Below are 13705 nucleotides of genomic sequence, written 5' to 3'. Positions count from 1 at the left end.
TTTAACTATGTTTAATCTTTGATCTATAGTTCACTTTTTATTTCGTTGTTTTTTCTTAAGTCCTTCAACTCCTAATTTGTCATAAATTTTTTCTCAAAAATTTACTTGATTTAAAAAAATTTTCTGACTTGTATTAGCAAAATCAGGCTTTTTAATTTCAATTCCTTTTTTGTATTTGTTTACACATTCTAATTTAAATTCTAATGAATATTTCATAAAAAATCCCCTTTTCTATTTTTATAAGAAAAGGAGATCTGCTCAAGAAGACTAATTTACTTTAATTTTCTATAGTTACATTAAACTTTTTAAGTTGAATAGTTTTAATTTTACTTTTTTCAAAAATAAATCTTGATATGGCTGAATCTTCAGTGTGATGATACTTATCATCATCAAAATAAATTGTTGTAATACCTGTTTGTGCAATAACTTTTGCACAATTAGAACAAGGAAATAAAGAAACATAAAGTTTTGCATCTTCTACTGTATTCAAAGGTAAAATCGAATTTAAAATAGCATTTATTTCTGCATGAATTACATATGAATATTTTACTTCGCTAGCTTTATTAGAATCTTTTGATCAAGGAAAATCAACATCATTTCCTTTTGGCATTCCATTATAACCTATTCCCAATACTCTATTTTGTTTGCTTACAATACAAGCTCCAACTTGAGTGTTAGGATCTTTACTTCTTTTTGCGCTTATTTTTGCTAGTGCTAAAAAATATTCATTTCAGTTTATTGTTTTATTTTTCATTTTTCACCTCATTTTTTATATTATGTTTAATAAATTTTGTTTGTTTTATTAGTTAATATTATAATTTTTTAAATATCATTTTTAATTAAAAAATTAATTTTTTATTTAAAATTTTTGAAAATTTATAAATTGTTTTATCCTTAAAAGTAATTATTTTTCATTAATAAAATAATATTATGATTTACAAACTATAATGTTCAAAAAATAGAATGTAATTCTTTTGCTTACTTTTGGATTTTTGGTTCTAAAAAGTAGATTTTTTCTTCTTTTTTAAAGCTAATTAAACTAATTTTACTTCAAAACAAGGTAAATAATCTAAAAGATAATCAATAAACTAATTATGTTAAACAAAATATAATTTTTTATTTTAAACTTTCAAAAATTCACTAAAATACTTTTTAAATATTGGTAATAAATTAAAATCTAATTTTTTGAAATTTTCAATTGATTTTAAAATATAAATTTTGCATTGTAACCTTTTTATTACTCATTAAATTAATATAATTCTTATTTTCTCTTTTTAAGGATTACTAAGTTTTGTTGAAAAACCTTCATTTTTAAAGCATTTTTATTTTGTTCTTTTTCACTAAGAAGTTATTCATTGTTAATATTTTCAATTTTTAAATAAACTAATTTTTCTTCTTTTTTCCTTTTGTTTTTTTAATTTTTATGTTGTTATTGAGAAAAAAGAAGTCTTAGTTAGCATACTTTGTATTTTTAATTATAGTTTTATAATTTTATTTTTAATTTATTAATTTATAATTATAAGACTTTGTATAAAATAAAAATTATATAAATTTAATAAGAATTTGTTCATTAATTATAGGGATTTTATGAAAGCAATACAAAAGTTTTTTTCTACTTCTTCAGAAATGAGATTAGCTCAAAGATTATTAAAAAAAATTAATGATTTAACTGGCAAATATTCGAATATGTCAGATAGTGAATTAACAAATCAGACCTTTGAATTTAAAAAACGTTTATCTGCTGGAGAAACTTTAGCTGATATTAGAGTTGAAGCTTTTGCTGTAGCAAGAGAAGCTACAAAAAGAATTTTGGGTAAAAAACCTTATGATGTACAAATCTTAGGTGGTTTAATTTTAGATTTTGGATCAGTTGCTGAAATGAAGACAGGAGAAGGAAAAACTATTGCTTCAATTGCTCCAGTTTATCTAAATGCACTAGCTGGTGAAGGTGTAATTGTATCTACAGTTAATGAATATCTAACAGAACGTGATGCTCAAGAAACAGGACAAGTTTATAACTTTTTAGGTCTTTCTGTTGGAATTAACAAAGTTGGTTTAGATAATGACACAAAAAGATTAATGTACTCAGCTGATATTACATATTCTGTACATTCAGAGTTGGGTTTTGACTACTTAAGAGACAATATGGTCTTTTCAAAAGAAGAAAAAGTACAAAGAAGTTTAAATTTTTGTTTAATTGATGAAGTTGATTCCATTTTAATTGATGAAGCAAAAACTCCGCTAATTATTTCAGGTGGTCAAAATAATAATTCTTCAACTTATTTAGCGGCAAATCAGTTTGTAAACACTTTAAAAGATGAAGATTTTTATATAGATTTAGAAACAAAAGGTATTAAACTAAATGATCAAGGAATTGATAAAGCAAATAGTTTTTTCAAAGTTAGAAACTTGTATGAAATTGATAATTCAGAATTAGTACATAGAGTTCAAAATGCTTTGCGTGCTTGCAAAGTTATGAAACGAGATGTTGAGTACATTGTAAGAGATGGAAAAATTGAATTAGTAGATCCATTTACAGGTCGTGTAATGCAAGGTAGATCTTATTCTGAAGGACTACAACAAGCACTTCAAGCTAAAGAAAATTTAGAAATCGAACCTGAAACTCAAACATTAGCAACAATTACTTATCAAAATTTCTTTAGATTATTTAAAAAACTTTGTGGAATGACAGGAACTGCTAAAACAGAAGAACAAGAATTTATTGATGTTTACAATATGCGTGTAAATGTTATTCCAACTAATAAAGCCATTCACAGAAAAGATGACACAGACCTTATTTTTGCTTCATTAAGAGCTAAAAATAAAGCAATTATCAACGAAATCAAGAAAATTCATGCCACAGGACAACCAATTTTAGTTGGTACTTCACAAGTTAATGAGTCAGAAACTTTATCTGAATTATTAAATCGTGAGAGCTTATTTCATACAGTTTTAAACGCAAAACAAAATGAACAAGAAGCAGACATAATATCTCGTGCAGGTCAAAAAGGAGCAATCACCATTGCAACTAACATGGCAGGACGTGGAACAGATATTAAATTAGGTGAAGGAGTTTTAGAATTAGGTGGATTGTATATTTTAGGAACAGATAAAGCTGAAGCCAGAAGAATTGACAACCAATTAAGAGGACGTTCTGGTCGTCAAGGTGACATTGGTTATTCTAGATTTTTTATCTCAATAGAAGATCCACTATTACAAAGATTTTCTAATTTTCAACACATTCAAAATGCCTATAGCGAACAAGGTGATGAACCAATTAAAGGAAAAACAATTCATAGTATTTTATTAAGAGCACAAAAGAAAATTGAAGGATTTAACTTTGATACTCGTAAATCAGTTTTAAGTTATGATGACGTTATTAGACAAGAAAGAGACTTGATTTATACACAAAGAGATATTTTGTTAGAATCTACAAATTTAGATCATTATATTCAAAGAATGATTTCAAGAACTGTTGATTTAATTTTAGGTTATGACTTTATAATCAAATCCAATAAAGAAGTAAATTATACAAATTTAGTAGCTTTTTTAAATGATAATTTATCTCGGATTACCAAATATGATTTTTCAGAATTAAATTTAGAAAAATATCATTATGAAGATCTAAAAGAAGTGCTTGAAAAAGCTTTAAATAGAATATATTTTGAAACAGTTCAATTCCAATTAAAACAAAATTTAGGTGATAATTATTTTGCTAGTGAACGTTATATAATTTTAACCTCATTAGATGCTAAATGAAAAGGACATATTGATACAATTGATAAACTTCGTTCTTCAGCTAATTTAGTTCAATATTCACAAAAAAATCCTTATCAAATCTTCACAGAAGAAGCAACTAAAAAATTTCAAATTCTAATTAATGAAAGTGCATATCAAGCAATTTTATCTTTATTTAACAACTCAAATGCAAGAAAAAATGAAACAATTGATTATCAACTTTCAAATGGTCAAACAATTAGTTTCAATGCAGACACACCAGCTGAAATTATTCAACAAGTAATTGAACAAAATGAAATCCAATTAGAACAATTAAAAATTGAATACGAGAAAAAACAAAACCGTCTAAATGCTTTATATGAAGAAACTCAACGTGTTTTAACAACTGCACAAGAAAATGTTTTAGATACAGATTTTGAAATTTATACACTAAGTGATGGTTCAACTTTAAATATAAACAAATATTTAGATCCTGAATTTAAAAAACAAATGATTTTAGAAGCTGTTTTTAAATTACAAGAAAATGAAATGCTTGAACAAGAACAGCAAAATATTTTAGAAAATAGCAACAAAAATGAAGCATTTTCTTCAAATTCAACAACTTTAGACTCAAAAGCAGACGCACAACCACTAGAAGCTAAACAGGTTGTTAGTGAAGATGATTCTAGACAAAAACAAGAAAATACACAAGAAGATAAAACACAAGAAAAAGAAGAAGACATAGAACTATAAAATCTACAAAAATGAAGAAAATTATTCATAAATTATTCTTTGTTATTTCTATTTTATTTTTAATTTTATCTTTGGTTGAATCAACTTACATTTACTTTGTTTTAGCTCAAAAAAATGTAACAAACTTAATTTTTAAATTATCTCTTACTTTAGTTACAATTTGTTTCAATTTTGTTCCTTTTTTATTTTTTTGACGCTTTAAATTAGGAATCAAAAATTCTTTTTTATCTGATAAAAGATTTCATAAAGACTTTTGTAAAGCTAAGTTTTTAAAAGAAGTAAAAATTTGGTGACTTATTGTTTTAGTGATTTGAACTTTGATAAGTTTATACTTGACATATCTTTATTTTTCTACAAATTCCAAATCATTTAGTATTTTTTACATTTGATATTTCTTTTTTCTTCTTTTATTTTTCTTTTTTTGAAAAAAATCATTTTGTTATTGTGTTCAACAAAGCCAAGATTCTGAATGAAAATAATTATTTTTTTCTTTTAGTTTGCTACTTACTTAAATTTTTTAGAAATTGTGCTAAGATATAAAATTAATATTTTTAAATATTAATTAAATTAATTTTTAACATTTTAAAAAAAAGAAGGAAGAAAATGACACCACATATAAGTGCAGAAAAAAATCAAATCGCAAAAATAGTTTTAATGCCAGGAGATCCATTAAGAGCTAAATTTATAGCTGAAAATTATTTAGAAGAAGCTAAATTAGTTTCATCAGTTAGAAACGTTTATATTTACACAGGATTTTTCAAAGGAAAAAGAATTAGTGTAGCTGCTTCAGGAATGGGGACAGGATCAATTGGAATTTATGCTTATGAATTATTTAAGTTTTATGATGTAGAAAAAATTGTAAGAATTGGCTCTGCTGGAAGTTATCGTGAAGATTTAAAGGTTCATGAGATTTTAGTCGCTGAAGAAGCAATTTCTGATTCATGTGCTTTTGCACAATTAATGCTCAATAAGAAAAAACATTTGATTCATTCAGACAAAGACTTAGTTGCTGAATTACTTTCCATTGCCAATAAAAAGGGAATAAATGTTTCTTTAGAAAGAGTTCATTCAACAGATGCTTTCTATTCACAAAGACCACTAGAACAAACAATAGAATTAACTAAAGCTTCCGCTGTAGAAATGGAATCTTTTGCTTTATTTGTTGTTGCAAAATTATTAAATAAAAAGGCAGCAAGCTTACTAACAGTTTCAGATAATCTAATTACTAAAGAAGAATTAAATCCATTAGAAAGACAAAATGGATTTACAAAAATGATGGAAATTGCTTTAGAAATAAAGTAAAATTGTGAATATTTTAGAAATTATTAACAAAAAAGTACACAATAAAAAAATCACTCAAGAAGAGTTTGATTTTGCTATAAATTCTTATATTTCAGGCGAAATCAAAGATTATCAAATGTCTTCTTTTTTGATGTCTATTCTCTTGAATGGTTTGGATAAAAAAGAAACATACTTTCTTACAAAATCATTTGTCGAATCTGGAGAAGTTCTTGATTTATCAAGCATTAAAGGTCCAAAAGTAGATAAACATTCAACAGGTGGTGTTGGTGATAAAGTTACTTTAATTATTGGTCCAATTCTAGCTGCATTAGGTATTAATGTAGCAAAAATGAGTGGAAAAGGATTAGGACACACAGGCGGAACAATTGATAAATTAGAATCTATTCCAGGTTTTACAACAGTTTTATCTGATCAGGAATTTATAAGTCAAATTCAAAGAACTCATTTAAGTATTATTGGACAAAGTAAAAATTTAGTCCCAGCTGATAAACAAATTTATGCTCTTAGAGATGTAACAGGAACTGTGGATTCAATTGAATTAATTGCTTCTTCAATAATGTCTAAAAAAATTGCAACAGGAGCTGATGCAATTTTAATTGATGTTAAATGTGGTAATGGTGCTTTTATGAAAGATTTAAAAAGCGCTAGGGCATTAGCTACAGAATTAATTGAAGTAGGAAAAAAATTCAAAAAAAATGTACATATTCACATTAGCAATATGTCTTCACCTTTGGGCAAAATGATAGGTAATAAAAACGAAGTTCTTGAAGCAATTCAAACACTTAAATTGCAAGGTCCAAAAGATTTAGAAGAGATTTGTGTTGCTTCTTGTGTTGAACTTATGATGCTTGTTAATAAAAAATTAACTGAAAAAGCAGCAACAGAAAAAGTTCTAGAAGTTCTTAAAAACAATAAAGCACTTGAAAAATTCTATGAATTAGTAGAAAACCAAGGTGGAGACTTGGAACTTTTAAAATCTAACAAATTCTGAACACCTAAATACAAATTAGAAATAAAGGCAAAAGAAGAAGGATTTTTACAAACAACTTCAGCACTAATTTTGGGTGAAGTTGCAGTTAAATTAGGTGCTGGTCGTATGTTCAAAGAGCAAAAACTTGATTATGAAGCAGGAATTGAACTTAAAAAACAAAACAATGATTTTGTGAAGAAAAATGAAGTACTTTTTGTTTTATATTCTTCAAATCCTATTGATGAAAAACTTAAAGATGAATTAGAAAAATCTTATGTAATTAGACAAAAACCAAAAAAACAAAAACTTATTTTAGAAAGACTTGGATAATGATTGATTATAAAAAAATGATTGACCATACTTTATTAAAACCAGAAGCTACATCTAAAGATATTTTAAAACTTATTTCACAAGCTAAAGAACATGGATTTAGAGGAGTTTGCATTAACTCTTCTTGAGTTAAATTAGCAAAAGAAAAACTTGCAAATACAGATTTAGATATCGTTTCAGTAGTTGGCTTTCCATTAGGTGCATCAAACACACAAACCAAGGTTTTTGAAGCAAAATTAGCAGTTGAACATGGAGCTACTGAAATAGATATGGTTATAAATGTGGGTAAATTCAAAGAAAAAGTTTATGACTACATCTTAAATGAAATCCAACAAGTTAAAAAAGCAATTGGAAATAAAATATTAAAAGTAATTATAGAAACAGCGCTTTTAACTAAAGATGAAATAAAAAAAGCAGCTGAATTAGTATTGATTGCCAAAGCTGATTTCGTTAAAACTTCAACAGGATTTTCGTATCGAGGAGCTACTGCAGAAGACATCGAATTAATCAAAGAAGTAGTGGGTGATAAAGTAAAAATCAAAGCAGCTGGTGGAATTAAATCCATTGCTGATTTAGAAAATTATTATAAATTAGGAGCTACTAGATTTGGTACTTCCTCTTCTTTACAAATATTCTCTCTAACTTCAGAAAAACAAAAAATAATTTATTAGGAATTTTTTAATATTCTTTTATAATTCATAAAATTTGCAAAAAATTAATAATAAAAAAAGGAAAATAAAAAATGTTAAAAATTCTAACTCATCCAATTATTGAAACTAAGTTAACAAAAATGCGTGATGAAAATACTCCTCACCATATTTTTAGAACTTTATTAGAAGAAATTTCTTCATTAATGGTTTATGAAATATTAAGAGATTATAAAACAAAATCTTTACTTGTACACACTCTTACAAAAAGTGTTTATAATGGACAACAATTAGATGAAAAAATAGTTTTAGTGCCAATTTTGAGAGCAGGGTTAGGTATGTTACAAGGAATTTTGTCTTTAGTTCCTGAAGCTCATGTTGGTCATATTGGACTTTATAGAGAAGAAACTACTTTTGAAATTAAAACATATTATTTTAAACTACCAACAGTTAAAAAGTCTTCAAAAATCTTAATCTTAGATCCAATGTTAGCAACAGGTCATTCTATAATTAAAGCTATAGATTTTGTTAAAAAAGAAGGATTTTCAGATATATCTTTAGTTAATTTAGTTGCAGCTCCAGAAGGAATTAAAGCTGTAGAAGCAAAACATCCAGATGTTAATATTTATGTAGCAGCAGTTGATTCGCATTTAAATGATAAAAAATATATTGTTCCTGGTTTGGGTGATGCAGGAGATAGAATTTTTGGCACCAAATAAAACTAAAAATGAAACCATTTCATAAAGTACACAGTTCAGCAATTTTTAATTTAACTATAACCGGTGTATTTTTAGCACTTTCTTTAATTTTTTTCTATTATCACATCAAAAATTCTTTACTTGACCAATTGCTAGCAGCATAGGTCTTAAAATAGATTTATCAACTTTATTTATTTTACCGATCTTTGTATCTGCAAGCATTGCTTATGGCATTGTAGCCTTGATAATAAGATTTATTTTAGGACCATTTTTAAATCCATCTATTAGTCTTGAGATTGATTATTTTGGTAATTTTATCTTGTTATTTTCAAGTTGTATTTTCATTTTTCTTTTCTTAAGCTTTAGATATGTATTTGGCTTCAAAAAAGAAGCAAAAACACAAATAATTACAGAAGATCACAAATACAAATTTGATAAAAAACAAGCAATAAAACTAATGTTAAATTTATTAGTTTCAACATTTATTACTTCAATAATATTAACAATTTTCAATGCTTTCTTTTTTACTCCTGTATTTTTTAAATTATTCAAACTAACAGATAATATTAACCCAATTGATTTAGCACAACAATGGTTAACTAATAAGAAATTTAAAAGCTTTTCTTTATCTTTAAATTATTTTGTTTGAGCTTTTGTTTTATATTTCCCTTTTAATTTAGTAAACTTTACTATCACATCTATTTTGTTTTACGGAATTTATCTAGTTATGATAAAAAGTCATTCAAAAATGAAAAAAAGCTTCAAATATTAATAAATTTTGGCACTTTTTAGTGTTTAGTGCTATTTTTGGTATAATTATAAGCATTAATGAAAAACCAATCACAAAGGAAAAATATGACAACTAAAGCTAAAAAAACAACAAATCAAAAATTTAAATTCATAGTAGAATCTAAAAAAATCTACTTTCCAAGGGTTGCAGATGCAACTGCAAATACAAAATTAGAAATAGGAGTAATCCCCTTTCTTAGTTCTAAAACAGTAACAAACAAAAGATCTTTAGATATTTTACAAGCAATAAGAAATGATAGTCCTAATGGAACTCTTTTAGGTCAAGAACTTGTTATTGCTTATAGTGTTCCACCACATCCTTCTGTTATTAGTTCTTTAGATGATTTGCTTAAATTAGCTTCATTAGTTAAGATAGTTTCTGAAAAAATTGTCAAAGATTCAAAAGGACAAATTAGTTCAATTGTTATTGAATTTGAAGTATTACAAAAGGTAAGTATTATAAATATCGAAAAAGATCAAGAAGGAATTCACTTTATTGATGCTATAGTAAAACCTGTTAAAGAATTTGTTTCCCCTGAAGCTTTAGATATTGATCATATTGTTAAATTTACTTCTTTTTTAGCTCAAGATAATATAAAAATTAGATTAAGTTTGGTTTCAACAGATGTTAATTCATTGTATGATTTGCAAAAATTAATTGATGAAGAATTACAAACTCCAAATCAAATTTTAATCAATGCTGTTGTTGGCGCAGCTAGTCATGAAAGCTTTACTCTTTTAGAAAGTTACAACATTTTTGAACTTAATAATTTTGTTGATAAAATGAAGTTGATTATTAAATATCGTAAATACAGACATTTATTTAGAATGCTAGATAAAGAAATTGACCAAATGATGAAATCTAATTTAGATAAACAACAAACAGAGTTTATTTTAAGAGAAAAAATTAAAACTATACGTCAAAAATTAGGTGATGATCAACATTATGATAACCAACTTTTACAAACTTTAAAAACAGATAAAGCAAAAGCTAAATTCCCTCAAGATGTAATTACAACAGTAATAAATGAGTCAAGAAGAATCAAAGGGATGATGTCAACTTCTCCTGAATCAAATATTAGTAAAACATATATTGACACTATCATGGCGCTTCCTTGAAGACAAGTTTCATTAGATCATTTAAACTTAGAAGAAGCCAAAGTTGCTCTTTCTAAAAAACATTATGGTTTAAATGAAGTAAAAGATAGAATTTTTGAATATTTAGCAACATTAATCAACAGAAAACAAAAATTTGAAAACGAAAAAGACTCAAACAATCTATCCTTTGTTGAAGGCAATCTTGCTATTGATTCTAATTTATTTTCAACAAAGAAAAACAATGAATTAAACAATTACTCACAAATGCCAATTCTTACTTTAGTAGGTCCTCCAGGTACAGGTAAAACTTCGATAGCAAAATCCATCGCTGATGCTATTGGTAAAAAGTTTGTCAAAATCTCTTTAGGTGGATTAAGGGATGAATCTGAAATTCGTGGACATAGAAGAACTTATGTTGGGGCTTTACCAGGAAAAATTATCCAAGCTATTAAAAAAGCAGGTGTTTCTAATCCATTAATTTTACTTGATGAAATTGATAAAATGAGTTCAGATTTTAAAGGAGATCCAGCTTCTGCAATGTTGGAAGTTCTTGATCCAGAACAAAACAAATTTTTCCAAGATCACTATTTAGAAATGGAATATGATCTTTCGCAAGTTATGTTTGTTGCAACTGCAAATTACATTTCCGACATACCAGAAGCTTTAATCGATCGTGTTGAACTTCTTGAACTTAGTTCTTATACTTTTTTAGAAAAAATCGAAATCGTTAAACATCACTTACTTCCACAAGTAATTTCTGAAAACCTATTAGATAAAAAACATTTTAAAATCAACAACAAAACAATTGAATTTATAATCAGAAGCTATACACTAGAATCAGGTGTTAGACAATTAAAAAGAGTTCTTGAAAAAATCGCAAGAAAAATAATTATGTTGCTTTTAGATAAAAAAATAGAAGAAAAAGAAGAATTTGTAGTTGATGAAGAACAAGTTGTGAAATTATTAGGAAGAATAAAATACACTTCAGAAGAAAAAGAAAACACTTCACATATTGGATCAGTTACTGGACTTGCATATACTTCAGTTGGTGGTTCTACTTTACAAATTGAAGTAACTTGTGTACCAGGAAAAGGTGATATTAAATTAACTGGTCGTTTAAAAGATGTTATGCAAGAATCAGCACAAATTGCGCTTACTTATGTTCGTGCCAATGCAGAAAAATTCGGAATTGATTTTGATTTTGATAACAACCAAATCCACATCCACGTACCTGAAGGAGCTGTTCCAAAAGATGGACCTTCAGCCGGAATTACTTTTACAACCGCAATTATTTCAGCACTTGCTAAAAAACGTGTAAGTTCAAAAGTAGCGATGACAGGTGAGATAACATTAAGAGGAAAAGTGCTTGAAATAGGTGGTTTAAAAGAAAAATCTTTAGGTGCATATAAAAAAGGAATTAAAACAATTTACATACCTAAAAACAACGAAAAAAATCTTGTTGATATTCCTGAAGAAGTTAAAAAACAAATCCGTTTTGTTGCAGTTGAAAAATATGATCAAATTTACCAAGAACTATTTGAATCAAAGTTAGTAACTAGTTAATTTTGGCACCAACAAGCTTAAAAAATACTTGAAAAATACAAATAATTTGGTAAAATTATTTTACTTAATTTTTGCTGTTAAGCAGTTTTATACGTGTGTGGATAGGAAATAGTTGAAAGGCTATTCATAGGTGGTTTTAAACGCGTTTAGAATTTTTTAAATATATTAAATTAACACTGAAAGGAAAAATAATGGCAGTACAAAAACCAGGTGCAAAAAAAGATTTTGACCGTAGTAAAGAACATATTAATATTGGAACCATTGGTCACGTTGACCACGGAAAAACAACATTAACAGCTGCAATTTCAACAGTTCTATCTAAAAAAGGATTAGCCGAAGCAAAAGATTATGCTTCAATTGATGCTGCTCCAGAAGAAAAAGCTAGAGGTATTACAATTAATACAGCTCACATTGAATATAGTACAGATAAAAGACACTATGCTCACGTTGACTGTCCAGGACACGCTGATTACATTAAAAATATGATTACAGGTGCAGCACAAATGGATGGTGCTATCTTAGTTGTTGCTGCAACAGATGGACCAATGCCTCAAACAAGAGAACACATACTATTGTCAAAACAAGTTGGTGTTCCAAAAATCGTTGTATTCTTAAACAAAGTAGATATGTTACAAGGTGAAGAAGAAATGGTTGACTTAGTTGAAGTTGAAGTTAGAGAATTATTAAGCTCATATGACTTTGACGGAGACAATACTCCTATTGTTCGTGGATCTGCTAAAGGTGCTTTAGAAGGAAAACCAGAATGAGAAGCAAAAATTCTTGAATTAATGGATGCAGTTGATACTTACATTGACTCACCAGTTAGAGAATTAGACAAACCATTCTTAATGGCAGTTGAAGACGTTTTCACAATTACAGGTAGAGGAACAGTTGCTACAGGTAAAGTTGAAAGAGGACAAGTTAAATTAAACGAAGAAGTTGAAATTGTTGGATATAAATCAGAACCTAAAAAAACAGTTGTTACAGGTATTGAAATGTTCAACAAAAACTTACAATCAGCAATGGCTGGAGATAATGCCGGAGTTCTTTTAAGAGGAGTTAACAGAGACGAAATCGAAAGAGGACAAGTTATTGCTAAACCTAAAACTATTGTTCCACATACAACATTTAAAGCAGCTATTTATGTTCTTAAAAAAGAAGAAGGTGGACGTCACACACCATTCTTCCCTAACTACAAACCTCAATTTTACTTCAGAACAACTGACGTAACAGGTGGAGTTAAATTTGAACAAGGTGTAGAAATGGTTAAACCTGGGGACAATGTAAATTTAACTGTAGAATTAATTGCTCCAATTGCTGTTGAACAAGGTACTAAGTTCTCAATTCGTGAAGGTGGAAGAACAGTTGGTGCTGGAACAGTTACAGAAATTGTTAAATAATTAATTTCCAAATAATAATATTAAAATTAAAACACTGAATTTACTTCAGTGTTTTTTTATTTTCTTAAAAAGTATTTTTTATTTTTTAAAAAATAAAAAATTAGGAAAAAATTGAGTTGATACCCTTTTCTTGAAAAAATTTTTGAGTGTTTTAATTAATTATAATTTGAAATGAATGTTTCCCTAAATTTAATGGGAGACATTCATTTTATTTTATCTTTAATTTGTTTGTAATTGTAATAATAAATATAATTTGCAATTGCTTTGTGAAATTGTTTAAAAGTTAAAAATTCTTTTTCGCGACCATAAAAACATTCTCTTTTTAATGTCCCAAAAAACGATTCAATAATGCTATTATCTAAACAATTTCCTTTTCGAGACATGGACTGAATTATTCCTTTTTGTTTTAATTTTTCTGAAAATTGTCTATGTTGATAT

10 protein-coding genes and 1 pseudogene are annotated in these 13705 nt (G+C 26.9%); 8 read left to right on the top strand and 3 right to left on the bottom strand.

What is annotated here, in order from left to right:
• Both F801_RS0103780 and F801_RS0103775 read right to left on the bottom strand, forming a co-directional pair.
• A pseudogene (locus F801_RS0103780) lies at nt 1–216 on the bottom strand (IS3 family transposase); the annotation flags it as partial.
• A 61-nt stretch (nt 217–277) separates the two neighbouring features.
• A complete protein-coding gene (locus tag F801_RS0103775) occupies nt 278–754 on the bottom strand; it encodes a deoxycytidylate deaminase (protein ID WP_015084270.1) in 477 nt (158 codons plus the stop codon).
• A gap of 833 nt (nt 755–1587) precedes the next feature.
• Here F801_RS0103775 and secA point away from each other — a divergent pair.
• The 8 genes from secA to tuf all read left to right on the top strand — a co-directional run bounded on the left by secA (nt 1588) and on the right by tuf (nt 13267).
• Nucleotides 1588–4470: a preprotein translocase subunit SecA gene (gene secA, locus F801_RS0103770; protein WP_020104677.1), complete on the top strand. Its 2883-nt coding sequence runs from the start codon at nt 1588–1590 to the stop codon at nt 4468–4470.
• Nucleotides 4471–5073: 603 nt separating this feature from the next.
• Nucleotides 5074–5772, top strand: a complete 699-nt coding sequence (gene deoD / locus F801_RS0103760; protein ID WP_020104676.1) for a purine-nucleoside phosphorylase — start codon at nt 5074–5076, stop codon at nt 5770–5772.
• 4 nt (nt 5773–5776) lie between these two features.
• Nucleotides 5777–7072, top strand: a complete 1296-nt coding sequence (locus F801_RS0103755; RefSeq protein WP_015084268.1) for a thymidine phosphorylase — start codon at nt 5777–5779, stop codon at nt 7070–7072.
• Nucleotides 7072–7743, top strand: a complete 672-nt coding sequence (deoC, locus tag F801_RS0103750) for a deoxyribose-phosphate aldolase (protein ID WP_013302383.1) — start codon at nt 7072–7074, stop codon at nt 7741–7743. Before F801_RS0103755 ends, deoC begins: the two co-directional genes overlap by 1 nt.
• A gap of 71 nt (nt 7744–7814) precedes the next feature.
• Nucleotides 7815–8438 (top strand): uracil phosphoribosyltransferase, encoded by a 624-nt coding sequence (gene upp / locus F801_RS0103745; RefSeq protein ID WP_013302382.1) that lies wholly within the window; start codon nt 7815–7817, stop codon nt 8436–8438.
• 67 nt (nt 8439–8505) lie between these two features.
• On the top strand, nt 8506–9189 hold the full coding sequence (locus F801_RS0103735) for an MPN527 family putative ECF transporter permease subunit (protein ID WP_416371594.1): 684 nt from the start codon (nt 8506–8508) through the stop codon (nt 9187–9189).
• Nucleotides 9190–9272: 83 nt separating this feature from the next.
• Complete coding sequence (gene lon / locus F801_RS0103730; protein ID WP_020104674.1) at nt 9273–11867, top strand: endopeptidase La; 2595 nt, start codon at nt 9273–9275, stop codon at nt 11865–11867.
• Between the two features lie 191 nt (nt 11868–12058).
• Nucleotides 12059–13267 carry an elongation factor Tu gene (tuf, locus tag F801_RS0103725; RefSeq protein ID WP_020104673.1) on the top strand — a complete coding sequence of 403 codons (1209 nt, stop codon included), beginning with the start codon at nt 12059–12061 and terminating at the stop codon, nt 13265–13267.
• Nucleotides 13268–13422: 155 nt separating this feature from the next.
• Here tuf and F801_RS0103720 read toward each other — a convergent pair.
• Nucleotides 13423–13705: IS3 family transposase (locus tag F801_RS0103720; RefSeq protein WP_020104672.1), on the bottom strand; the 283-nt coding region annotated here is incomplete at its 5' end.

The organism is Mesomycoplasma hyorhinis ATCC 17981 (genome assembly GCF_000383515.1).
Lineage (GTDB): Bacteria > Bacillota_I > Bacilli_A > Mycoplasmatales > Metamycoplasmataceae > Mesomycoplasma > Mesomycoplasma hyorhinis.
Note: the sequence above shows the minus strand (reverse complement) of the source record. Positions and strands in the feature narration are given on the sequence as shown.